General features: G+C 74.1%; 20 protein-coding genes. 9 read left to right on the top strand and 11 right to left on the bottom strand.

Translation table 11 applies throughout. From position 1 onward, the window contains the following. Positions 1-16 precede the first annotated feature (16 nt). The 3 genes from O2V61_RS19035 (at position 17) to O2V61_RS19025 (ending at position 3865) form a co-directional block, all read left to right on the top strand. Positions 17-1228 (top strand): cytochrome P450, encoded by a 1212-nt coding sequence (locus O2V61_RS19035; RefSeq protein ID WP_269184839.1) that lies wholly within the window; start codon positions 17-19, stop codon positions 1226-1228. A 193-nt stretch (positions 1229-1421) separates the two neighbouring features. After that, positions 1422-2162 carry an AfsR/SARP family transcriptional regulator gene (locus O2V61_RS19030; RefSeq protein WP_269184838.1) on the top strand — a complete coding sequence of 247 codons (741 nt, stop codon included), beginning with the start codon at positions 1422-1424 and terminating at the stop codon, positions 2160-2162. Positions 2163-2296: 134 nt separating this feature from the next. Next, positions 2297-3865 carry a peroxidase family protein gene (locus O2V61_RS19025; RefSeq protein WP_269184837.1) on the top strand — a complete coding sequence of 523 codons (1569 nt, stop codon included), beginning with the start codon at positions 2297-2299 and terminating at the stop codon, positions 3863-3865. Here the strand turns inward: O2V61_RS19025 and O2V61_RS19020 are convergent. The 4 genes from O2V61_RS19020 to O2V61_RS19005 are packed head-to-tail and all read right to left on the bottom strand — an operon-like array spanning position 3763 to position 8873. Next, positions 3763-5187, bottom strand: a complete 1425-nt coding sequence (locus O2V61_RS19020; protein ID WP_269184836.1) for a hypothetical protein — start codon at positions 5185-5187, stop codon at positions 3763-3765. The genes O2V61_RS19025 and O2V61_RS19020 overlap by 103 nt on opposite strands. Positions 5188-5190: 3 nt before the next feature. Next, entirely contained in the window at positions 5191-6777 is a 1587-nt protein-coding gene (locus O2V61_RS19015) for a hypothetical protein (protein ID WP_269184835.1), read from the bottom strand. Between the two features lie 41 nt (positions 6778-6818). Continuing rightward, on the bottom strand, positions 6819-7313 hold the full coding sequence (locus O2V61_RS19010) for a LysM peptidoglycan-binding domain-containing protein (RefSeq protein ID WP_269184834.1): 495 nt from the start codon (positions 7311-7313) through the stop codon (positions 6819-6821). A gap of 51 nt (positions 7314-7364) precedes the next feature. Next, positions 7365-8873, bottom strand: a complete 1509-nt coding sequence (locus O2V61_RS19005) for an alpha/beta fold hydrolase (protein ID WP_269184833.1) — start codon at positions 8871-8873, stop codon at positions 7365-7367. 202 nt (positions 8874-9075) lie between these two features. Between O2V61_RS19005 and O2V61_RS19000 the strand changes: the two genes are divergently transcribed. Continuing rightward, positions 9076-10773 carry a GMC oxidoreductase gene (locus tag O2V61_RS19000; protein WP_269184832.1) on the top strand — a complete coding sequence of 566 codons (1698 nt, stop codon included), beginning with the start codon at positions 9076-9078 and terminating at the stop codon, positions 10771-10773. Positions 10774-10820: 47 nt separating this feature from the next. Here the strand turns inward: O2V61_RS19000 and O2V61_RS18995 are convergent, their stop codons facing one another. The 6 genes from O2V61_RS18995 to O2V61_RS18970 all read right to left on the bottom strand — a co-directional run bounded on the left by O2V61_RS18995 (position 10821) and on the right by O2V61_RS18970 (position 17409). Next, complete coding sequence (locus O2V61_RS18995) at positions 10821-11987, bottom strand: hypothetical protein (protein ID WP_269184831.1); 1167 nt, start codon at positions 11985-11987, stop codon at positions 10821-10823. 150 nt (positions 11988-12137) lie between these two features. Then, a complete protein-coding gene (locus tag O2V61_RS18990; protein ID WP_269184830.1) occupies positions 12138-13322 on the bottom strand; it encodes an alpha/beta hydrolase family protein in 1185 nt (394 codons plus the stop codon). A 16-nt stretch (positions 13323-13338) separates the two neighbouring features. Beyond that, on the bottom strand, positions 13339-14301 hold the full coding sequence (locus O2V61_RS18985; protein ID WP_269184829.1) for a fumarylacetoacetate hydrolase family protein: 963 nt from the start codon (positions 14299-14301) through the stop codon (positions 13339-13341). After that, positions 14301-15242: a VOC family protein gene (locus tag O2V61_RS18980; protein WP_269184828.1), complete on the bottom strand. Its 942-nt coding sequence runs from the start codon at positions 15240-15242 to the stop codon at positions 14301-14303. The genes O2V61_RS18985 and O2V61_RS18980 overlap by 1 nt, the downstream gene beginning before the upstream one ends. Positions 15243-15263: 21 nt before the next feature. Beyond that, positions 15264-16394, bottom strand: coding sequence for an FAD-dependent oxidoreductase (locus O2V61_RS18975; protein WP_269184827.1), 1131 nt, complete (start codon positions 16392-16394; stop codon positions 15264-15266). 13 nt (positions 16395-16407) lie between these two features. Continuing rightward, complete coding sequence (locus O2V61_RS18970) at positions 16408-17409, bottom strand: cyclase family protein (RefSeq protein WP_269184826.1); 1002 nt, start codon at positions 17407-17409, stop codon at positions 16408-16410. Positions 17410-17516: 107 nt separating this feature from the next. On the opposite strand from O2V61_RS18970, the gene O2V61_RS18965 reads away from it, so the two are divergent. Continuing rightward, positions 17517-18473, top strand: coding sequence for a LysR family transcriptional regulator (locus O2V61_RS18965; protein WP_269184825.1), 957 nt, complete (start codon positions 17517-17519; stop codon positions 18471-18473). A gap of 85 nt (positions 18474-18558) precedes the next feature. Further along, positions 18559-19794: an MFS transporter gene (locus O2V61_RS18960; protein ID WP_269184824.1), complete on the top strand. Its 1236-nt coding sequence runs from the start codon at positions 18559-18561 to the stop codon at positions 19792-19794. Positions 19795-19847: 53 nt separating this feature from the next. Here the strand turns inward: O2V61_RS18960 and O2V61_RS18955 are convergent, their stop codons facing one another. Next, positions 19848-20138: a hypothetical protein gene (locus tag O2V61_RS18955; RefSeq protein WP_269184823.1), complete on the bottom strand. Its 291-nt coding sequence runs from the start codon at positions 20136-20138 to the stop codon at positions 19848-19850. Positions 20139-20247: 109 nt separating this feature from the next. Between O2V61_RS18955 and fabG the strand changes: the two genes are divergently transcribed. Genes fabG through O2V61_RS18940 form a run of 3 tightly spaced genes read left to right on the top strand, consistent with a single transcriptional unit; the run spans position 20248 to position 22896 of the window. Then, positions 20248-20952 carry a 3-oxoacyl-ACP reductase FabG gene (gene fabG / locus O2V61_RS18950; RefSeq protein WP_269184822.1) on the top strand — a complete coding sequence of 235 codons (705 nt, stop codon included), beginning with the start codon at positions 20248-20250 and terminating at the stop codon, positions 20950-20952. After that, a complete protein-coding gene (gene fabI / locus O2V61_RS18945) occupies positions 20952-21719 on the top strand; it encodes an enoyl-ACP reductase FabI (protein ID WP_269184821.1) in 768 nt (255 codons plus the stop codon). Before fabG ends, fabI begins: the two co-directional genes overlap by 1 nt. Before the next feature lie 7 nt (positions 21720-21726). Then, a complete protein-coding gene (locus tag O2V61_RS18940) occupies positions 21727-22896 on the top strand; it encodes a ferrochelatase (protein ID WP_269184820.1) in 1170 nt (389 codons plus the stop codon). Positions 22897-22926 lie beyond the last annotated feature (30 nt).

Genomic DNA, 22926 nt, shown 5'->3' with positions numbered 1-22926 from the left:
CGACGAGGAGCTCCGCATGACCCGCACCACGAGCCCGACGGCAGGGCTGCCGGTCAGCGACGCCGACCCGTTCGGCCACGAGGTCCTCGAGGACCCGCTGCCGCTGCACGAGCAGCTGCGCGAGGCCGGGCCGGTGACCTGGCTGAGCCGCTACGACGTCCACGCGCTCGCCCGGTACGAGGAGGTGCACGCCGCGCTCGTCGACTGGCAGCAGTTCCAGTCCGCGGCCGGGGTGAGCCTGAGCAACTTCCGCACGGAGGAGCCGTGGCGACCGCCGAGCCTGCTGCTGGAGGCCGACCCGCCCCGGCACGACGCGCCGCGGCGGGTCCTCACCTCCGTGCTGGGGCCGCGGGCCCTCCGGCAGCTGCGGGAGCGCTGGGCGGCCGACGCCGAGGAGCTGGTCGACCAGGTGCTCGCCGAGGGCACCGAGTTCGACGCCGTGCCGGCGCTGTCCCAGGCATTCCCGCTGCGGGTGTTCCCCGACGCGGTGGGCCTCGGCCCGGACGGCCGGGAGAACCTGCTGCCTTACGGCGACCACGCGTTCAACGCCTTCGGCCCGTCCAACGACCTGGTGGCCAGGGGCGCGCCGCGGGTGGCGGAGCTGTCGGGCTGGGTGGGGGAGCAGTGCCGGCGGGAGTCGCTGGCCGAGGGGGGCTTCGGTGCCGCGATCTGGGCCGCCGCCGACCGCGGTGACCTCACTCCGCAGCAGGCGCCGCTGGTCGTCCGGTCGCTGCTGACCGCCGGCGTGGACACCACGGTGCACGGCATCTCCGCCGTCCTGTACGCCTTCGCCACGAACCCGGCCCAGTGGGCCCGGCTGCGCGCCGACCCCTCGCTGGCCCGGGTCGCCTTCGACGAGGCGATCCGCTGGGAGTCGCCGGTGCAGACCTTCTTCCGGACGACGACCACCGCCGTGCGGATCGGGGACACGGTCGTCCCGGAGGGCCACAAGATCCTGATGTTCCTCGCGGCGGCGAACCGGGACCCGCGGCGCTGGACCGACCCCGACGCCTTCGACCTCGGACGCGACCCCTCGGGCCACGTCGGCTTCGGGATGGGGCTGCACCAGTGCGTCGGGCAGCACGTCGCCCGGCTGGAAGCGGAGTCGGTGCTCACCGCGCTGGCCCGGCGGGTCGCCCGCATCGAGCTGGCCGGCCCGACGCGGCGCCACCACAACAACACCCTGCGCGCATGGGACAGCCTGCCGATGGCGGTACAGCTGGCGTAGCCGGCGCCTGCCGGGGCCTCCGCCCCGCCCTGGGGTGAGTTGCCGACTGCGGTGGGTGACTGGCTCGGTGAGTCCCGGTGTCACGGGGCCGAGCCGATTGACAGCGATGGGTGACGTGCCGACGATCGCAGTCCTGCGGCACCCCAGCGCACGTCCCTCCAGCGGCTCCGAGGGGTGCCGAGGAGAGTGACTCGTGGACGCCTCCTGGACCACACACGTGGCACTGCTCGACGGGTTCGGCCTGCACCGGGGCAAGCCGGGACCCGACACCGCCGTGGGTGAGCTCCCGCACGGGGTCCAGCGGGTGGTGGCCCGGCTCGGCCTGGTCGGCCGGCTGGCGCGGACCGCCGCCGCCGGCCAGCTGTGGCCCGACGTCCCGGAGGAGCACGCGCTGGGGAGCCTGCGCTCGGCGCTCTGGCGCCTGCACAAGGTCGCCCCCGGCCTGGTGGTCGCCTCCGGGGGTGTCCTCAGCCTGGCGGACGGCGTCCGCGTCGACGTCCGGGAGCTGACCGAGTGGGCGCAGGGGGTGCTCCGCCGGCAGGCTCCCGTGGACGGCGTCGCCGCCGTGCCGGACGTGGGGCTCCGCGGCGAGCTGCTCCCCGGCTGGTACGACGACTGGGTCCTGCTGGAGCGCGAGCGGCTGCGCCAGCTGCGGATCCACGCCCTGGAGGCGCTGGCCGACCGGCTGATCACCGCGGGCCGCTTCGGCGAGGCGTCCCAGGCTGCCTACGCCGCGGCCCAGGCCGAGCCGTTGCGGGAGAGCGCGCACCGCGCCGTCGTCCGGGTGCACCTGGCCGAGGGCAACGTGGTGGAGGCGGTGCGCGCCTACGACTCGTTCCGGGTGTTGCTCGCCGCCGAGCTCGGCGTCGCACCCACCCCGCAGATGGACCAGCTGGTCGGCGCCCTCCGGCGGGTGCGGGCACCCGCGGTCTGAGCGCCCGTCGGGACGCCGTCCTGGTGCAGACGGCGGCGTGACGCGGTGCTCACGCCGCGGTGACGGGAGCGTGGCGGTCCAGGCCGATGCTGTGCCACGGACACCCGTCTGCCAGCAACCGGAGGGGGCACGTCATGGCCCGTGACGCCGACGACGTCGAACGACCCGACACGATCTTCCCGTCGATCACCACGCCCACGGAGCCGAAGCACCACGCCCGCCCCCTGCGGGGGGTGGACGTGCTGCCCTCGTCGTCCCACGCGAGCGGGCCGTTCGGGCGGATGTTCCGACACCTGCCGGTGTTCGAGCACCAGCCGCAGGCGCTCGCCGCGCTCGCGGCCCGGATGGACCCCGGTGGGCGTCCGGTGGAGAACCCGGGCATCCCGTCCGGCTACACCTACCTGGGCCAGTTCATCGACCACGACATCACCTTCGACCCGGTCTCCAGCCTGCAGCGGCAGAACGACCCCGACGCGCTGCACAACTTCCGGACACCCCGCTTCGACCTGGACTCGCTCTACGGCCGGGGCCCGGCCGACCAGCCCTACCTGTACGACGACTCCGGCGGGCTGATGCGGTTCACGCTCGGGGAGGACGTCGGGGTGGTGCCCGACGAGCCGAGCGGCGCCGGACCCGACCTGCCGCGCAACGAGCCGCGCCGGCGGGGTGAGGAGGAGGTCTTCTTCGGCCGCGCGCTGATCGGCGACCCGCGCAACGACGAGAACACGCTGGTCTCCCAGCTGCACTGCACGATGCTGCGGTTCCACAACCAGGTGGCCGAGCTGGTGGCGGCGACGACGCCGTTGACCGGTGACAACGCGTTCAAGGAGACCCAGCGGCTGGTGCGCTGGCACTACCAGTGGGTCGTGGTGCACGACTTCCTGACGCGCATCGTGGGCCGGGTGGTGGTCGACGACGTGCTGCGCCCGGAGACCCTCGTCGTCGGCACCCGGGGGGAGCAGGTGACCGTGCCCCGCCCGCACTTCCAGTTCTACGCACCGCAGGAGACCGCGTACGTCCCGGTCGAGTTCTCGGTCGCGGCCTACCGGTTCGGGCACTCGATGATCCGCGGCCGGTACGACATCAACCAGTTCGTCAAGGGCGCGCGCGGTGACCAGGGACCCATCCCGGTCTTCGGGCCGGAGCTGCCACCGGACGAGCTGTCCAACCTCAACGGCTTCCGCCGTCTCCCGCCCCAGTGGGCGGTGGAGTGGGACCTGCTGTTCGACATGCCGGGATCGCAGGTCGAGGCGCAGCCGAGCCTGGCGATCGACACGTCGCTGGCCGGGCCGCTCGCCTCGCTGCCTGCATCGGTCGCCGCGGACCCGCCGCACTCGCTGGCCGAGCGGAACCTGCAGCGAGGCCTGCGCCTCGGGCTGCCGGCCGGCACCACGGTCGCCCGGGCGATGGGCATCACCCCGCTCACCGCGACGGAGCTGGGCCTGGACGACCTGGACGGCGAGCTGGCGATGCACCCGCCGCTGTGGTTCTACGTGCTCAAGGAGGCCGAGCTGCTGGAGGGCGGCCGGGCGCTCGGGCCGGTGGGCGGGCGGATCGTGGCCGAGGTGCTCCTCGGGCTGCTGGCGCACGACCCGCTGTCCTACCTGAGCGTCGAACCGGCCTGGCGCCCGCAGCCGCCGCTGGCCCGGGACGACGGCTCGTTCGACATGCCGCAGCTGATCCGCTTCGCCCAGCAGCCCTGAGCCGGAGCCACGGTGGCTCTGCTGGACGACGTCCGGGCCGTCTGCGACCGGCTGGCCCCGCACGGCTGGGCGGACCTGCTGGCCGCCCACGGCCTGGACGTCGGCGTGCGCCCACCGTCGCCGGCCGAGCTCCTCGGGCGGGCTGGACCTGGACCGCACCGGTGCGCCGGAGGAGGCGGTGCTCGACGGGTACCGGCGCTGGCTCGCGGACTGGTTCCGCGCCGACGTGGCCCGGCTCGACGAGCGCTACGCCCTCTTCCCGGACTGGTCCCGGCCCACCGGCCGGACCCCGACCCGTTGCCCGACCGCGTCCGGCCCGCCGTCAGGCCACGCACGGCAGCCGCACCGGGCGGTGCCCGGCGGGGTCCACCAGCGCGGTGAGGCGGACACCGACCCGGTCGGCCAGCTGAGCGCCGAAGCGGATCGGCCGACCGTCGAGCGTGATGTCCCCGACCGCGTACCCGCGTTCCGGGGGGGACGGCGTAGCCGGCCCGCAGGGCGTGCTCGGCGTCGCCGCGCTCGATCGTCCAGAAGGTGGCCGGGTCCACCCCGTCGGGGGTGCGCATGCCGGCGGTGAGCAGGCCGTCGAGGTAGAGGCCCATCGGGTCCAGCAGCGACACCTCGGCGCCGGTGGCCGCGGCGTCGTTGGTCGCCGCGGCGATCTGGGGGTCGCTGTTGCGCAGCGGCTCGCCGAGGCCGCCGCACCGGACCAGGGCCTGGGCGGTGGTGACCGGCTCGCCGGCGGCGTCGTGCCGCAGCACGGTGGCCTCCGCCGCGAGCACCAGCGCCGCGCCCAGGGTGTTGTTCCGCTGGACCAGGTGGACCAGCCGGCCGTCGGTGGAGCGGTTGTGCACGTTCTCCCGGACGTACCGGCCGCCCACGATCAGCTCGTCCGGCTGCACGTGCGGGCCGACGAGCTCCCGGTACAGCGCGAGCAGGCGGTCGGGGTCCTGGGTGGCCAGGTGCTCGTAGTACTCCGGCACCTCGGTGGTGAAGGTGACCCGGGTGACGGTGCCCGCGCCGTCGCGCTCGACGCTCCACTCGCAGTACTCGTCCTGACGTTGCCGGCTGGCGTCGGCGGTCCGCCAGCGCTGCTCCTGCGAGGTGGCGGACTGGAGCAGTGTGGCGGGGAACGCGTTCCAGACGATCGGCGGCGCCACGGCATCGGCCGACACGTCGGTGGCCGTGGGGTCGAAGAACTGCGTGAACCGGGCCGCCAGCGGGGCCACGAGCCCCGCGACGCGTGCGCTCCACGCGTCCCGCCCCGCGTCGTCCGGCTCGGGCAGCCGCGCCGGGGTGTCGAACCTGTCCAGCACCGGCACCGCTCAGCCCTCCACGACGGTGGCGTCGGCCCGCATCGTCCGGTCCCCGGGTGGGACGTCGGTGCGGGCGAACAGCAACGGGGTCTCGGAGATCGGCATCGTGCGCACCCGGGCCCGTCGCGACTCCGCCAGCCGGACGACGTCGTCGTAGCCTTCCTGGGTCGCCAGCCGCGCCGTCACCGCTCCGTAGTAGTCCTGCAGCTCGGCGTCGAAGGGCGCCTGGAAGTCCTCACCGAGCGCCCACCGGGCCGCGAACTCCCGCTCCGGGCTGCCGGCCGGCGTGCCCTCCGCGGCTGCGGCCACCGCGTCGCCCATCTCCTGGGAGAAGCTGCTCGCCCCCTCGGTCACCACCGCACGCGCCGGCACGTGCGCCAGCAGGGCCTCCCGGCGGGCGGAGAAGACGGGGTTCGGGAAGTCGGTCATCAGCAGGCAGGCGGCCAGCCGGCGGGTCAGCAGACCGGTGCTCAGCGCCTCCTCCAGCACGGCGCGGTCCTCGAAGGCCCGCTCCGGGACGGCGAAGGCGAAGTGCGTGTCGCCGGCGCGCTCGAAGCCCCGCCCGTCGGTCAGCCGCATCCGGGTGGAGGTCAGGTTGGCCGTGTAGACCGCGCCGGAGACGGTGAACGGCGGCGGTTCCTGCAGTCCGAGCACCTCGGTCAGCCCCTCGGAGTCGACGAAGAAGGTCTGCGGCAGGTCGACGACGTCCGCGGCGACGGCGGCCCGGCCTTCCGTCTGGCTGCTGATGATGTTCACGCTCGGGGTCCCGAGCACCTGCACCATGACCCGGGCCGGGTCCTCGACGACGCCGCCGTCGGCCAGCAGCTGCTGGAACCGGGTCCTGGTCCACCGCAGGATGCCGGGCTTGGCGACGGCCACCTCGCAGGTGAGCGCGCCCCGCGGGTCCCGGCCGGTGACCCAGGGGTGGTCGGCGAGCGGTGGGTCGCGGGGCAGCACCGAGGGGAGGACGTTGGCCGCCTGCGAGTGCCAGTGCAGCCACGGGAAGCGCAGCTCCTTCATGACGAAGTTCCCGCTGAGGTGGCTCTCGAACGGGCCCTTCCCCTGCGTCGGTGCGCGCAGCGCGTGCCGGGAGTTGCCCGCGAACACCCAGGCCGACGTCGCGCCCACCGTCTGGAAGTAGTTGAAGCCGCCGGTCCGCTGGTCCCAGGCCATCAGCTCGACGTCGCCCTCGTCGGGGTGGAAGGCGCTGATCAGGACCTCTGCCCCGTCGGGCCCGGCACCGCGGGTGGCCAGGAAGCGCAGCCGGCGGTCGACCGACGCGGTGGCCGCGCTCATCGGGATCTGGCTGCCCTCACCGACCAGGAAGAAGAACCCCTGCCGCAACGGGTCACCGGCCGGGGTGCCCCGGTCGAGCTCGTCGAGCACCTCGCCGGCCGTCCGCGGGAACACGCCGCGGAGCAGCAGCAGCGTGGCGAAGGGGTCCGCCAGCTCGGCCGCGGCCTCCTCGCCGGTCAGGACCCGGACGGCGTCGTCCTCGCCCACGACGAAGCGGTGCACGGCGCCGGGCCGCAGCGCCTCGGGCGGCAGCCGCCGGAAGGCGGCGCAGGTGGTCTCCGTGGGAGCCGGGGAGCCCATGGCGATCGCTCCAGGTGGCCGACGTGGCGGCCGGCCGGTGGTCAGAAGAGCGGGACCCGGAGGACCTGTCCCGGGAAGATGAGGTCCGGGTCCATCAGGCTGTCCCGGTTGGCCTCGAAGACGTCGCCGACGCTGGTGCCCTGTCCCTGGTCCCGGGCGATCCGCGAGAGGGTGTCGCCGGGCACGACCTCGTGCAGCCGCCAGCCGTGCATGCCGGTGAAGAGCGTGACCCGGACCTGGTTCAGGTCGGTGCCCGGCGGGTTCTCCCCGGACGCGTCGTCGCCGAACACCTGGAGGAGCGCGTGCTCGCCCCGGGCGTCCACCCCGGCCGGCAGCGCGACCTCGAGGCCGAAGTCGTCCACCACGCCCATCGACCCCACCCCGGGGACCAGCCCCTCGCCCAGCGGCGCACCGCCGGCGCCGAGCAGCCGCCAGGTGACGGTGGCCTCGAAGCCGGAGCCGAAGCCGGCCAGGGCGAACCGGGCGGCGACGACGTCGTGCTCCCGGGGTTGCCGTACCTCGATCAGACGCACCATCGGGCACCTCCTGTGTGGGGACCAGGGTCCGTCGGCCGCGTCACCTGGCCGTCAACCCGCGGGTCGCACGGTGAGCGCCACGGCCGCCCGGGGGCCGAGGAACGCGCCACTCGCGGGCAGCGGCACCTCGGCCCGCCAGGACCCGGCGGCCGGGTCGACGTCGGTCAGTGGTGCCCCGGCCGCCTGGTAGGCCCGCAACGGGACCTCGATCCGGGAGCCCCACTCGGCCCAGGCGGTCAGGCCGCCCCCGGGCCGCTGCTCCACGTCGACGACGAGGTGGTCCTCGAAGTCCAGGCTGCCCTCGGTGTGGTCGGTCCAGGAGAAGACCCGGTGGTCCTCGCGCAGGGACAGCAGCCGCAGCGAGATCGTGTAGCGCATGCGCGCGACGGGGCGGGCGGCCCCGCTCCACAGGTAGGTGGTGATCAGCGGCACCGGGCGGTCCGCGGGATCCTCGGGTGCGGGCTGCTCGATGAGGATCGGGCAGTGGTGCGCCGCCTTCTGCGCGTGCAGCAGGACCGGGAGGCCACGCACCGAGACCCAGGCCTCGGCCTGCCAGGTCAGCTCCTCGTCGCAGGGCAGCCGCAGGCCCACCAGGTCGGCGGTCACGCGCACGTCCCCGAACAGGAAGCGCACCAGGTTCTGGTAGCCCTCCTCGGAGTTCACCAGGCCGAACCGGCCGCTGTGGCTGCGGTGCACGTGGGCGTGGTTGGCCCCGGTCACCAGCGCGTTCTCCACCTGCACCAGGCCGTCGCTCTTCACGCCGACGACCCGGGCGGACAGCCCGTGGGCTGCGGCGTAGTCGGTGGCGTTGGTGCCGATCAGGCAGAAGATCCGCTCGGCCGGGAAGTTGTCCTCGTCGGGGTTGGTCCGCGGGTCCCAGCCGTCGGGCACCCGCGCCTGCCGCCGGGCGGTGGGGGTGAGGTACTCGTACATCCGCTCCCGGCCGAAGATGTCGCCGCCGCCGATGCCGAACTCGTCCCGCAGCGCCTCGAGCAGCCCGAACCCCACCTCGAACTCGATGCCGCCGTGCGGGGTGCCGTAGGTGAACAGCCGGTCCACCAGGTCCCGGGCCCGGACGCCGTCCCGACGGTCGGGTACCACCCGCTGGATCATCGAGCGGCAGATCAGCCCGCCCATGGAGTGCGCGACCAGGTGCACGCGCGGCGCCCCGGTCTTCGCCCGGACCTGCTGCACCAGGTCGAGCAGGTCCTCGGCCGCCTCCTCGATGGAGAAGGGCTGCGGGCGGGGTACGCGCCAGGTCGTGGCGGAGCGGTCGTAGAAGCGGTGGACCCACAGGGTGGCGGGCGCCAGCGACCCGTCCGGCTGGCTCTCCAGGAACGCCACCTGGCCGCCGTCGACGTGCAGCCGGTAGCCCCGCTCGCCGAGCAGCCGCAGCAACGGCCCCTCGAACTGGTAGAAGATCGGGTCACCCTCGCCGCCGACCCGGACGTGGGTGGAGCCGAGGTTGAAACCGTAGAGCGGGTCGTCGACCGCCTTGTCGATGCCGGACGTGTCGCCGGCGAAGCCACGGACGTAGACGATCGGCAGCGTTCCGGGCACCGCGCACCTCCCGTCGACCGGGCTCCACACCGAGCCGGTCGGGCACCGTGACGCGCACGCACACCGGCTGCTGCCCATGCTCGGTCCCGGCCGTCACCGATCCGTCACGGCCGCCGGAGGGCCCGGCGTGGCGTCCGGCAGGTCCCTGGTCGGCGCGGGCACGGGTCTGGCGCCGGTTCGACCGGACGCGGACACTCCGGCCATGCCGCTGCCACAGCTGCAACCGACGGGCGGGCAGGTCGCCGTCCAGGAGACCGCGTTCAGCACCGACGCGCTCGGCCGCTTCGTGTGCAGCACGTGGGCCGAGGCGATCGGCAACGGGGGAGCGCCGTTCACCACCGTGGTCGTCGGCGGGGGTGCCTACGGCGCCCACCTCGCGGCCGCGCTGTACCGGGCTCGGCCCACCGCGCGGGTGCTGCTGCTCGACGCGGGCAGCCTGCTGGTGGCCGAGCACGTGCAGAACCTCGGCCGCCTCGGCCTGGACGTCCCGGCACCGGTCGAGGTCGACCCCGGAACGGCGCGCGACCTGGTGTGGGGCCTGCCGTGGCGGGGGAACGTGGCCTTCCCGGGGCAGGCCTACTGCCTGGGCGGGAAGTCGCTGTACTGGGGTGGGTGGTGCCCCCGGCTGCTGGACGGCGACCTGGCCCGCTGGCCGGCCGCGACAGCGGCGGACCTGCGCTCGCGCTACACCCGGTTGGAGAGCGAGACCGGCGTCGTCCCGGGGACGGACTTCGTCTTCGGGGAGTTGCACGACGCGCTCTCCCCGGCGGTCGCCGCCGGAGTGGCCGCGGTCGACGGGCTGACCGCGGCGGAGCCGGCGCCGCTGGCCGTCCAGGGGAGCTCCCCGGTCTCCGGGCTGTTCGGCTTCGACAAGTTCAGCAGCCTCCCGCTGCTGATCGACATGGTGCGCCGGGACGTGCGCTCGTCGGGCGGCTCCGACGCCGCGCGCCGCCTGTTCGTGGTCCCGCGGGCGCACGTCGTCGCGCTGCACGCCGGCGGCGGCCGGGTGCACACCGTCGAGGTGGAGGTGGCCGGGGACCGGCAGCTGCTCGACCTCGGGGCGGACTGCTCGGTGGTGCTGGCCGCCGGTGCGATCGAGAGCACCCGGCTGGCTCTGCACTCGTTCCCGACGCCGCTGATGGGGCGCAACCTCATGGCCCACCTGCGCAGTGACTTCGCCGTGCGGGTCCACCGGGACGCCCTCGGACCGGTGGGCGACCGGGTCCAGACCGCTGCCCTGCTGGTCCGCGGGCAGGCGCAGACCGGGGCGTTCCACCTGCAGCTGACCGCCTCGACCAGCCGTGGCGACTCCGACGACCTGCTCTTCACGATGGTGCCCGACGTGGAGGAGCTCGAGGCGCACCTGGCCGACCCCGACCCGCAGTGGGTGCCGCTGACCCTGCGCGGCGTGGCGGAGATGACCGGTGACGCCGGGACGCCCGTGCCGCACCCGGACCGCAGCTGGATCGACCTCAGCCCGTTCGAGCACGACGAGTTCGGCGTCCCCCGCGCGTTCGTGCACCTGGTGGCCTCCGGCGCCGACCAGCAGACCTGGCGGGAGATGGACGTGGCCGCGCTCGCGCTGGCTCAGCACCTGGCGGACGGGCCCGGTCGCATCCAGTACCGGTACGACGGCGGCTGGCAGGGCCAGCCCTTCCCGCTGGAGCGGCCGTTCCCGGAGTGGCACCGCGGGCTGGGCACGACCCACCACGAGTCCGGGACGCTGTGGATGGGCGAGGACCCCGCGACGTCGGTGACCGACCCACTGGGCCGGTTCCACCATCTCGCCAACGCCTACAGCTGCGACCAGGCCGCCTTCCCGACCGTCGGCTCGGCCAACCCGGTGCTGACCGGGCTGACCCTCGCCGACCGGCTGGCCCACCAGCTGCCGGTCCCCTGAGCGGACGCACCGGGCCGGCAGCGGTGCCAGGGCCGGCGACCCCGGCCTCAGGGGAGCAGGCGCTGAGCCTCGTACAGCTCTCCGTCCAGCCGGAAGGTGCGGTCGTCCAGGTCGAGGGGCGGTGCGGGGGCCTGCGCGCCGCCGAGGCTCACGATCCCGACCTGGCTGCCGTCCGGGAGCACGGCCCAGCCGACCCGGGTGTCGGCCCCGTCCACCTGGACGTCCGCCCGGTAGACCCCGGCCGGCTCCTCCGCCGCCCGCGCCACGAACGGGGTCGTCACGTCCGGCGTGCTGACCTCCCCCGAGACCAGCTCGCCGCTGACGGTGCCGGTCAGGGTGGCGCCGTCCCGCCCGGTCAGCGCCAGGCGGTCACCGACGACCGTGCCCGTCAGCCAGGCCTCGATCGCCCGGCCGTCGCACAGGTACGCGGCCGCCTCCCCGTCCCCGGTCACGATGGCCAGGCTGATCCCCGCCTCCGCCGTCCGCCCGCCGAACACGGCTTCGCCCACGGCAGCCGTGGGGGAGGGAGCCGGCCCGGCCGTCGGCGCCGGCGGGGCGGTCGGTGCCGGAGGCGCTGCCGGACCGGGCTCCGCCGCCGCCCCGGACAGGCCTCGGGCGAGCCCGACGAGCACGGCGAGCAGCAGGACGGCGGCCACGATCGGGACGACCGCCAGGCGCGCCGCGGAGTCCGTCCACCGCCGGCCGGCCCGCGCGCCACCGCCCCCCGCGGGTGACCCCGTTCCCCGGTCCTGCCACACCTCTCGGACGAAGGGGATCGTGGCCACGATCTCCCGGTACTCCGCGGCGGCGTCGGCGACCGCCAGCCCGCCGAACCGCAGCCGGGCGTCCAGGCCGTCCAGCAACGCGCCGGCCGTCTCCGCCGCGGCCAGCCGGGCGGTCAGGTCGTTGGCCTTGTTCAGGTTGGCCGAGATCGCGGCCGTCAGGGACACCGCCAGTGCGGCGAAGCACAGCACCCGCCACACCGTCTGCGACCGGTCCAGGGACAGGCCGTCCTGCACCGTCTCGGCGAAGCTCGTCCCGCCCAGCGCCGGTCCGGCCGTCAGCGCCGCCGCGACCGCGCTGCTGACGATGCTGATCGTCGACAGCCGCGAGCTGGCGGGGGCCTTCTCGTCGACGTAGGCGTGGACGCCCTGGCGCCTCGCGCGGATGGCGTCGAGCAACCCCGCCTGCCCGTTCCCGCTCTGATCGTGCACGGCCAGCTCCAGCGGTCCGCCGGGATCGTCGCGCCGCCGGCGCTGCACCCGTCCTGCGCAGGATCCCGTCTCGGCGCGTGTGACCAGTGTGCGCCCGCGGTCGCCGGTGCGGGGCCGTTCCGCTCGCGGGCGTACGGCCCCCAGCCGCTCTCAGCCGCGGGCGCCCTGGTGCTCGGCGAAGGTGTCGGCGACCCAGTCGGCGATGTAGGTGCTGACGTGGGAGAGGTGGTCCAGGCCGATGTGCTCGGTGGCCCCCTCCTCGGCGGTGAAGACGCGCAGCTCCCGCTTGGGGGAGTTGACCGCCTGCTCGTAGGAGCGGTGCGCCATGGCCACCGGGATCTGCCGGTCGTCGGCGCCGTGGGCGACGAGGAACGGCACGGTGATCTGCTCGACCACGCCGTCGAGGTTCACCGCGTCGGCGAAGTCGAGGAAGGCGTCGAGGTGGTCCTCGTCGCCGTCGTGACCCCAGACCCACAGCACGTGCTCCCAGTAGTGGGGGACAGGGCGCTCGCCCTCACGCTCCCGCCGGCGGCGCTGCACCGCACCCCAGTCGTGGTTGGCGCCCCAGGCCACACAGAGGGCGAAGCGCTTCTCGAAGGCCGCCGCGCGCGGGGCGTAGTAGCCGCCCAGCGACCAGCCGACGATGCCGATGCGGGCCGCGTCGACGTCGGTGCGGGACTCCAGCCAGTCGACGGCAGCGCCCGCCCACACCTCGGTGTCGATCCGGGCGGTGAGCCCCTGCAGGCGCAGCGCCTCACCGGTGCCGGGCTGGTCGAGCATCAGGCAGGAGATGCCGCGGGCGGCCAGCTCCGCCCAGTGGTCCGAGGCGTACATGTGCTCCTTGGTGGAGTCCAGCCCGTTGACCAGGACGACGACCGGGGCCGGCCCGTCGTCGGTGGCGGGGGCGGCGCTGAAGTACGCCGGCAGCGTGGTGTCCTCGTACGGGATCTCCACCCGGCTGACCCGCGGGCTGTGCAGCTCGAACGCCTTCTGCGCGATCTCCAGCATCCGCCGGTAGGTGGGCACCCGGTTCGGGTCGGCGTGGGAGAGCATCCGCTCGGCCTGGGCCAGGTAGTTGCTGGCCCGGGACCACAGCTGGCCGGCGGTGCGGGTGTGCCCGGCCTTCTCCGCCTCCTCGGCCTGGCCGGCGAGCTGGTCGGTCAGCGCCCGCCAGGCGCGGAGGAAGTCCGGGGTCCCGGTGTCCTCGCCGGCGTTCGCGGCGTCCTTGATCGGCCGGCAGGCCCGGTCCACCTCGTCGATCAGGCCGCCGGAGTTCAGCGTCGCGACGACGCCGAGGTTCCAGGTGTAGGGGCCGGTGGGGAAGTACTCGAACACGGTGTCTCTCTTCCGGTCAGGTGGTGCGCTGGCGGGTGCGCGGGCGGGCCGGGGCCGCCGGCGGCAGCTGCACCCCGGGGACGACGCGGTTTCGGATGGTGCCGATGCCCTCGACGGTCATCTCCACGACGTCGCCGGGTCGCAGCGGCGGCGGGGCCTGGTCACCGCGGCGGCCCCACAGCTCGGCCAGGCAGCCGCCGTTGCCGCAGGTGCCCGAGCCGAGCACGTCGCCGGCGCGGACGACGGTGCCGCGGGCGGCGTAGGCGATGAGCTCCTCGAACGGCCAGCCCATGTTGGACAGCAGGTCCTGGCCGATCTCGACGTCGTTCACGCGCACCCGCATGTCCAGGGCGAGGAAGCCGTCGTCGTCCCGGTACGGCTCCAGTTCGTCGGCGGTGACCAGCCAGGGGCCGAGGGTCGTGGCCGAGTCCTTGCCCTTGGCCGGGCCGAGGTTCACCCGCATCTCCCGGGCCTGCAGGTCCCGGGCCGACCAGTCGTTGAGGACGGTGTAGCCGAAGACGTGCTCGCGGGCCTGCTCCGGCGTCAGCGAGGCGCCGTCCCGTCCCACCACGACGGCGACCTCGAGCTCGAAGTCGAACCGCTGCGAACCGGGCGGGACGGCGACGTCGTCGTGCGCGCCGATGAGGGCGTACGGGTTGGTGAAGTAGAAGGTGGGCGCCTCGTACCACTCGGGCACCACGCCGCCGCCCTGTCCCATCCCCGCGACCACGCCCTCGACGTGCTCCTCGAACGCGACGAAGTCACGCACCGTCGGTGCCTCGAGCGGGGGGAGCAGCCGGACGTCGGCCAGCGCGACCGACGGGCCGTCCAGCGCGGCGGCGCCGGCCTCCAACGCGGCGGGCAACCCGGCCCGCACCAGGTCCAGCACGGAGATCCCGGAAGGGAAGGCGTGGACGCCGGCGTCGGACACGACGCCCGCCTGGACCGACCCGGCGTGTGCCCAGGTGGCGAACCGCATCAGACCGGCGGGGCCACGAACAGGCCCCGGTCCGGGTCGTTGAACGAGCGCTGGGCGACGAACTCGTTCATCGCGTTGGCGGTGCCCCACTGGTCGGACACCTCGGGGTTGCTGAAGTCGTAGACGTGCGGGTGCCAGGTGTCCTCGTCCAGCACCTCGAGCTCCGTCGTGTACTCGACGGTGTTGCCGTGCGGGTCGAGGAAGTAGCTGAAGGTGTTGTTGCCGGCCAGGTGCCGACCCGGGCCCCAGATCTTCTCCACGCCCTGCCGCAGCAGCCGGCCGGTGCCGCGCATGTACTCGTCGATGCCGCGAAGCTCGAAGGAGGCGTGGTGCAGAGAGGGGTGCGGACCGCGGGCGACCGCCATGCTGTGGTGCCAGGCGTTGGTGCGCAGGAACCACATCATGCTGCCCATCCGTGGATGCACCAGGGTGTCGGACAGGGCGAAGGCCAGGTGCTTCCCGTAGAAGGCGACGGTGCCCTCCGGGTCGGCGGAGTTGAGGACGACGTGGCTCAGCCGCACCGGGATCGACTCGCCCTCCTCGACCGTCCGGTGCTGCCGCACGGCGACGTCGGAGCTGATCTCGACGGTCCGGCCCTCGTTGTCGAAGAACCGGAAGCCGTAGCCACCGCCGGGGGTCTGCAGCGTGTCCGGCTCCCCGATCAGGTGCACCCCGTCGGCCGCGAGCTGCCCGGCGAGCGTGTCGACGTCGGCGGCGGTGGCTGTGCCGAAGGAGATCAGGTCGACCCGCTTGTCGGCCGACTGCCGCAGCCGCACGATGTACTGCTCCGGGGAGCCCTCAGCGGCGAGGAAGGCCAGACCCGAGTCGGTGTGCTCGGTGCTCAGGCCCCAGGTGCCGGAGTAGAAGTCGAGCTGCGTGTCGAAGTCGGGCACGGCCAGGTCGACGTGCCGGAGGTGGGTGATCAGGCGCTGCTGTGTCATGGGTGGGTCCTTCCGCTTGTCTCAGGCGGGCTGGCTGGTGAGCACGGCGATCCGGCGGAAGAGCGCCGGCGCGTCGCCCTGCACGTGGTCGAGCTGCCACTGGGCGAGGGTGTTGGAGGCGTCGACGACGGTCTTCGCGCGCTCGTACCGCCGGGCGTGGAAGGCGTCCCAGAGGTCCTGGTCCAGCGCGGTCCGCTCGGTGAGCAGCTCGGCCAGGACGACGGCGTCCTCCAGGGCCATCGCGCCGCCCTGCGCGATGGTCGGCGGGCAGGTGTGCGCGGCGTCGCCGATCAGCACGACGCGGCCGCGGTTCCACGGCTCGTCGAGCACGTGGGTCTCGAACCAGGTGTAGTTGACCCGCGAGGGGTCGGTGAGCGTCTCGCGGATCTCGTCCCACGGGCCGTGGTAGGCCTCCGACAGCTCCCGCATGGTGGCCAGCTGCTCGTCCGGGGTGAGGCCGCTGCGGTCCTGGGCGGGCTCGACGATGTAGGCGTAGAGCGAGTCGTCGCTGGTGGGGCAGTAGCCGGCGATGAACGACGGCCCGCCGTAGTACAGGTCCGTACGCGTGACGCTGGCCGGACGCGGGCCGAACGCCCGCCAGATGCCCATCCCGATCGACCGGGTCTCCAGGTTGATCCCCAGGGCTCGGCGGGTCCAGGACCGGAGGCCGTCGGCGCCGACCACCAGGTCGTAGCGGTGGGTCGAGTGGTCGGAGAAGGTGACGTCGACGCCGGCCTCGTCCTGGGCGAGGTCGGTGAACGTCGTCCCGAAGCGCACCTCCACCCCGACCTCGGTGGCCCGGTCGCACAGGATCCGGGCGAGCTCCGGACGGGGCATGCCCATCGCCGCGGGCAGGTCGGGGCCGCCGGTCTTCGCGTCCGGGATCTCCGCGACCACGGAACCGTGCGGGTCGGGGGCCCGGATCCCGGTGACGTCGAAGGCGTAGCCGGCCGCCTCGACCTGCTCCCAGACGCCGAGGGCGCGCAGCTCCCGCAGCGCGTTGCCCTGGAGGGTGATGCCGGAGCCGACGGCGGCGACGTCCGGCGTGATCTCGATCAGGTCGACGGCGACACCGCGGCCGGCCAGGTGGACGGCGGTTGCTGCCCCGGCCAGGCCGCTGCCGACCACCAGGACGTTGTTCACTGCGGGCACGGGGACTCCTTCGTCACTTGACCGCGATGGGGTTGACCGGTGCACCGACGGCGCCGGTCACGGGCAGGGGCGCGGCGGTGAGGAAGAACTCCCAGACGCCGTCGGCCGCGCAGTCGGCGGCGAGCGCGTCGAGGTCCCACATCTCGCCGAGGAACAGCCCGATGTTCGGGATGCAGACCTGGTGCAGGGGTTGGAAGGCCACGTCGAACTCGTTGGGCCGCACCTCGAGACCCCAGGTGTCCGTGGCGATGCCGGCGATCTCGGTGCCGTGAAGCCAGTCGGCTGTGGTGAACGACAGGCCGGGGGCGTCGCCGCCGGCGTAGTCGCCCCAGCCGCGGCCCTCGGCGATGTCGCGCCGGGCACGGGCCAGCCGGCCGGTGCGCACCAGCAGCAGGTCGCCACGGCCGACCCGGGCGGTCTCGCCCTGCGCCGCGATCGTGGCGGCGAGGTGCGCGGTGGTGATGGCGAAGCCGTCGGGCAGCTCGCCGTCGGTGCCCAGCGCCCGGCCGACGTCCAGCAGGACGCCGCGGCCGGCGAGGAGCGAGGCGGCGGTCTCGATGCCGGTGACCGCGTCGCCCGCGCTGGTGACCACGTCGCCCGCGCGGCGGCCGTTCCAGGCCATGCCGTGGTCGAAGATGTGGCCGAGCCCGTCCCACTGGGTGGAGGCCTGCAGCGGCATCGAGATGACGTCATCGGCTCCGCCGATGCCGTGCGGGAAGCCCTGCACACCGCGCTCGGCGTCGGTGCCGGTGTCCAGCATCGTGTGCACCGGGTTCGTGCGTCGCCGCCAGCCCTTCTGCGGGCCGTTCATGTCGAAGGACTGGGCGAGGGAGAAGCTCGCCCCGCGCCGGACCAGGCGGGCGCCCTCCAGGCGCTTGGCCTCGTCGAGGAAGTTCAGCGTGCCGAGGACGTCGTCGGCGCCCCAGCGGCCCCAGTTGGAGCAGCGCTTCGCAGCCACGGCGATGGCGGACTCCGGGTCGGAGCGGTCGAGCTCGGTCGGTGCGTCGTGGGTCACGTCGGTTTCCTCCTTGAAGCGACCCACGTGACGTTCGGCGACGGCGAGCGATCAGGGAAGACGAGAGTGCTGATGGGCGGCATAGACGGCGTGGATACTCCCTGTCCATGAACCTGGCCCGGCTGGACCTCAACCTGCTGGTCTCCCTCGACGCCCTCCTGCAGGAGCGGAGCGTGACCCGGGCCGCGGCGCGGATGGGCCTGAGCCAGCCGGCGCTGTCGGCGTCGCTGGCCCGGCTCCGCCGGCACTTCGACGACGAGCTGCTGACCCGGACGGGGAACGAGTACCGGCTGACCCCGCTCGCCGTCCAACTGCGGGAGCTGTCCCGGTTGGCGCTGGCCGGGGCGGAGCGGGTGTTCACCGCACAGCCGGAGTTCGACCCGTCGTCCTCGACGCGGGAGTTCACCGTGCTGGTCAGCGACTACGTGGTGATCGTCCTGGGCGACACCCTCGCCGGGCTGCTGGGTGAGGAGGCGCCGCACACCCGGCTGCGCCTCACCCCGCACTCACCGGCCCTGGTCGAGCGGGCGGAGCAGACGCTGCTGGGCGCCGACGTGATGCTGCTGCCGCACGGCTTCGTCAGCGACCTGTCCCACCAGGACCTCTACCGCGACGAGTGGGTGTGCGTGGTGTCCTCGGACAACCCCGTGGCCGAGGAGGGGCTCACCGTGGAGCACCTGCGGACGCTGCCGTGGGTGGTGACCTACCACGGGCAGACCGCCTCCACCCCGGCCGCGCGGCAGATGCGGATGCTCGGGATCGAACCGCGGGTGCAGGTGGTGACCGAGGACTTCATCACCGTGCCGACCCTGGTCGCCGGCAGCAATCGGATCGCGTTGCTGCAACGGCGGCTGGTGGACATGCTCCCGCTCGGCGTCGGGATCCGCGCCCTGTCCTGCCCGTTCGAGGCCGGCCCGCTGGTGGAGGCCATGTGGTGGCACCCGGCGCTGGACGACGACCCCGAGCACCGCTACCTGCGCGACGTCATCGCCCGGGCCGCCCGACAGGCTGTCGACGGTCCACTGGGAATCGACACGGCTGATGGCCGACCCCAGGAGAAGTGATTTCCGCTCGCCCGGCGCGGTCCTGACACTCCTCGGTCAGTGATGCCGGTCACCGCCGACCGGCGCTGAACCCGAGGAGACGCCCGTGTCCGAGTCCGCACCGAGCCGCCTACGGCTGTCCGAACCGCCCGGCGCGGGCCGGGCCGTCGACCCCGTCACCGGTCGCCCCGCCGGGCGCCCGCAGGTCGCGGTGCTCCTGCTGTCCAGCTGCCTGGCCGTGCTCGGCTCGGTCCTGCTGGCGCCGGTGCTGCCCGCGATCGAGGACGCCTTCGCCGGTACGCCGGGGGTGCAGGCGCTGGCACCGATCGTGCTCACCGCGCCCGCCCTGGTGATCGGGCTGACCGCGATGATCGCCGGCCGCATCGTCGACCGGGTGGGCCGCAAGCGCCTGCTCGTCGGTGCCCTGGTCGCCTACGCCGTGGTGGGCACGGCGCCGCTCTGGCTGGACTCGCTGGAGCTCATCGTGGCCAGCCGGGTGCTCGTCGGGCTGACCGAGGCGGCGATCATGACCTGCTGCACCACCCTGCTGGCCGACTACTTCTCCGGCCCGGAGCGGGAGCGCTACTTCGGCTACCAGGTCGTGTGCACCACCCTCGCGGCGACGCTCTTCTTCGGGCTGGGCGGCGCACTGGGGGAGAGCAGCTGGCGGGCCCCGTTCTGGCTGTACGCGGTGAGCCTGCCGCTCGCCGTCCTGGCTGCCCGGCACATCTGGCAGCCGGCGGCCGGCTCAGCTGCGCGCATCGGGAAGCTCCCCGCGCTGCCCTGGCACCAGCTGGCTGCACCGGTGGGCGTGACCCTCTTCGGTGGCCTGGTCTTCTACGTGCTGATCGTGGAGCTGTCGTTCAAGCTCGACGACCTGGGCGTCGAGTCCACCGGCACGATCGGCGCGGTCAGCGCGATCGGCTCGCTGGGCACCGCGGCGGGCGCGTTCGCCTTCGGCCGGCTCACCCGGCTGGGGCCGGTCGTCACCATCCCGGTGGCCTTCCTCCTCTCGGGGCTGGGCCTGCTCGGTCTGGCGATGGCGTCCTCGGTGTCGGTGGTGGCGGTCTGCGCGGTCGTCACCGGGCTGGGCAACGGGCTGCTGCTCCCGGCGCTGCTCAGCTGGGCGCTCGGCTCGTTGGGCTTCGAGCAGCGTGGCCGGGCCACCGGGGTCTGGACGTCGGCGCTGTTCCTCGGCCAGTTCGTCTGCCCGCTGGTGGTGCTGGCGCTCAGCGGCGCGCTGGACGGTCTCGGGTCCGCGCTCACGGTGCTCGGCGCGCTGTCCGTGGTTGCCGCGGTCGGCGTCCGACTGGCCCGGCCGACGGCGGTGGCGGCGTACTGACCTGATCGGCCGGGGCGGGGCCTGTGTCGCGCCGGCCCCCCGCCCGCGCCGGGTCAGGTCTGCTGGAGCAGCCGGCCGAAGGCAGGGGACCGCCGGAGCGTGACCGTCCGCCCGCCCAGGGCGGCGACGTCCAGGTGGTCGCGGACGAGCTCCAGCGCGGCGCCGGACAGCGAGGTCACCGACCCGGCGTCGATCACGTCGACCCGTACCGGCTCGCGGCCGTAGCGATGCTGGAACGCCAGGACGACGTCGGCGTCCACCGCGCCGGCCAGGCACAGCGCCCGCCCGTCGGCGGTGTTCAGCAGCCGGACGAGGCCCCGCGGGCCGGTCGGGGACGACGTCACCCGGCCAGTCTGCGACGCGATCGGCTCCGGGGCTCGTCCGGTGTGACGTGGGCCCACCGACTAGGTTCACCAGGACGAAACGCACGGTCGGCTCGATGAGGTGGGCGCAATGGGCAGGTCGGTGTTGGTGACCGGTGGGAACCGGGGGATCGGGCTGGCCATCGCCCGCTCGTTCGCCGAGGCGGGTGACTCCGTGGCGGTGACCCACCGCGGCAGCGGCGCCCCCGACGGCCTGTTCGGGGTGCAGTGCGACGTCACGGACGCCGCCGCCGTCGACCGCGCCTTCACCGAGGTCGAGGAGCACCAGGGCCCGGTCGAGGTGCTGGTCAGCAACGCCGGGATCACCCGCGACGGGCTGCTGCTGCGGATGGGCGAGGACGCCTTCACCGACGTCATCGACGCCAACCTGACCGCCGCCTATCGGGTCGCCAAGCGGGCGGCGCCGAAGATGGTGCGCGCCCGCGCAGGACGGATGATCTTCATCTCCTCCGTCGTCGGGCTGCTCGGTTCGGCCGGGCAGGTCAACTACGCGGCGAGCAAGTCCGGCCTGGTCGGGCTGGCCCGCTCGATCGCCCGTGAACTGGGCGGGCGCAACATCACCGCCAACGTGGTGGCGCCGGGGTTCGTGTCGACCGACATGACCGCGGAGCTCCCCGAGAAGCGGCAGCAGGAGATCCTCGGGCAGGTGCCGCTGGGGCGGCTCGCCGAGGCAGACGAGATCGCTGGCGTCGTCCGCTTCCTGGCGGGCGAGCAGGCGGGGTACATCACCGGGGCGGTCGTCCCGGTCGACGGTGGACTGGGGATGGGGCACTGATGGGCATTCTGGACGGCAAGAAGATCCTGGTCGCCGGCGTGCTGACCGAGCAGTCGATCGCGTTCTCGGTCGCGCGCCTCGCGCAGGAGCAGGGCGCCACCGTCGTCCTGTCCAACTTCGGCCGGGCGCTGTCGCTGTGCCAGCGGATCGCCAAGCGGCTGCCGCAGGAGGCGGCGGTGGTCGAGCTGGACGTGACGGACACCGAGCACCTGGCCACGCTGGCCGACCGGCTGCGCGAGCACGTCGACGGTCTGGACGGCGTCGTCCACTCCATCGGCTTCGCGCCACAGGAGGCGATGGGCGACGGCTTCCCGGAGGTGGCGTGGGAGCACGCGGCGACGGCGTTCCAGGTCTCGTCCTGGTCGTTGGCCTCGCTCACCCAGGCCTGCCGCCCGCTGTTCGGCGACACCGCCTCGGTGGTCGGCCTGACCTTCGACGCCACCGTCGCGTGGCCGGTCTACGGCTGGATGGGCGCGGCCAAGGCGGCCCTGGAGTCGACCTCCCGCTACCTGGCCCGTGAGCTGGGCCCCGAGGGCGTCCGGGTCAACCTGGTCGCCGCCGGCCCGCTGCGCACCATGGCGATGAAGTCGATCCCGGGCAGCGCCCAGTTCGAGGAGGCCTGGGAGGGTCGCGCGCCGCTGGGCTGGTCGGTCACCGACACCGAGCCGGCCGGCAAGGCCGTCACGGCGCTGCTCTCGGACTGGTTCCCGGCCACGACGGGTGAGATCGTGCACGTCGACGGCGGGTTCCACGCCGTGGGGGTATGACGGTCTCGTGACCGACCTCGCAAGCCCCCGGCACCCCCTCCCGGCAGGTGCCTCCCTCACCCCTCCCGGCCAGGAGCCCGACCAGGAACCGTCGCTGGCCGTGCGCAACAACGGCGGCGTGGCCCCCTCGGCCGAGCCGGCCCCGGCCGGGCGCCGCGAGGCGCTGCTGGTGCTCGGCTTCGGTGGCCCCGAGGGCCACGACGACGTGATGCCGTTCCTGCTCAACGTCACCCGCGGCCGGGGCATCCCGCCCGAGCGGCTGGAGGCCGTCGCCGAGCACTACCACCACTTCGGCGGCGTGAGCCCGATCAACGACCAGAACAAGGCGCTGGTCGCCGCGCTGGAGGCCGAGCTCGCCGGCGCGGGCATCGACCTGCCGGTGTACTGGGGCAACCGCAACTGGGCGCCCTACGTCGAGGACGCCTGGCGGCAGATGGCCACCGACGGCATCGAGCACGCCTACGTGCTCGCCACCTCGGCCTACGCCTCGTTCTCCGGCTGCCGGCAGTACCACGAGGACGTCGCCCGGGCTCGCGTCGCGCTGGAGCTCGACCCCACCGCGCCGACCGGCCCCACCGCCGAGAAGCTGCCGCACTACTTCGACGCGCCGGGCTTCGTCCAGGCCAACGCCGAGGCGCTGGCCGCCGCGATCGCCTCGCTGCCCGAGGAGGTCCGCGGTACCGCCCGGCTGGTGGCGACCGCGCACAGCATCCCGGACGCGATGGCCGCGGTGGCCGGGCCGGACGGCGGGGCCTACGAAGCCGAGCTGCAGCGGGCCGCCGAGCTGGTCGTCGAGGCGGCGGCACCGGGGCGGGGCTTCGACCTGGTGTGGCAGAGCCGCAGCGGGCCGCCGTCGGTGCCGTGGCTGGAGCCGGACGTGAACGACCACCTGCGGGCGCTGGCCGAGTCGGGGGAGACCGCCGTCGTCCTCTTCCCGGTCGGCTTCATCTCCGACCACCTCGAGGTCATCTGGGACCTGGACAACGAGGCCGAGGAGACCGCCGGCGAGCTGGGCCTGACCTTCGCCCGGGCGGCGACCGCGGGCACTCACCCGGCGTTCGTGGCGTCGCTGCGGGAGCTGCTGGCCGAGCGACGGTCCGGCGGGGAGCCCCGGCTGGGCACCAACTGCCCGGCCAGCTGCTGCTTCGTGCAGCGCCCCACCCGCCCGGCGGCCTGAGCCCGCTCTCGCGCACCCCCACCCGCTCTG

This window comes from Modestobacter sp. VKM Ac-2985, assembly GCF_026967925.1.
In the GTDB taxonomy this organism is placed as follows: Bacteria; Actinomycetota; Actinomycetes; order Mycobacteriales; family Geodermatophilaceae; genus Modestobacter.
The sequence above is the reverse complement of the archived record's forward strand: the minus strand, read 5'-3'. Positions and strand labels throughout refer to the sequence as shown.

What these genes read in the sequence shown, in the direction of transcription:
- O2V61_RS19035 (WP_269184839.1), top strand. Translation starts at nt 17, where the DNA reads ATGACCCGCACCACGAGCCCGACGGCAGGGCTGCCGGTCAGCGACGCC.
- O2V61_RS19025 (WP_269184837.1), top strand. Translation starts at nt 2,297, where the DNA reads ATGGCCCGTGACGCCGACGACGTCGAACGACCCGACACGATCTTCCCG.
- O2V61_RS19015 (WP_269184835.1), bottom strand. Translation starts at nt 6,777, where the DNA reads ATGGGCTCCCCGGCTCCCACGGAGACCACCTGCGCCGCCTTCCGGCGG.
- O2V61_RS19010 (WP_269184834.1), bottom strand. Translation starts at nt 7,313, where the DNA reads ATGGTGCGTCTGATCGAGGTACGGCAACCCCGGGAGCACGACGTCGTC.
- O2V61_RS19000 (WP_269184832.1), top strand. Translation starts at nt 9,076, where the DNA reads ATGCCGCTGCCACAGCTGCAACCGACGGGCGGGCAGGTCGCCGTCCAG.
- O2V61_RS18985 (WP_269184829.1), bottom strand. Translation starts at nt 14,301, where the DNA reads ATGCGGTTCGCCACCTGGGCACACGCCGGGTCGGTCCAGGCGGGCGTC.
- O2V61_RS18980 (WP_269184828.1), bottom strand. Translation starts at nt 15,242, where the DNA reads ATGACACAGCAGCGCCTGATCACCCACCTCCGGCACGTCGACCTGGCC.
- O2V61_RS18965 (WP_269184825.1), top strand. Translation starts at nt 17,517, where the DNA reads ATGAACCTGGCCCGGCTGGACCTCAACCTGCTGGTCTCCCTCGACGCC.
- fabG (WP_269184822.1), top strand. Translation starts at nt 20,248, where the DNA reads ATGGGCAGGTCGGTGTTGGTGACCGGTGGGAACCGGGGGATCGGGCTG.
- fabI (WP_269184821.1), top strand. Translation starts at nt 20,952, where the DNA reads ATGGGCATTCTGGACGGCAAGAAGATCCTGGTCGCCGGCGTGCTGACC.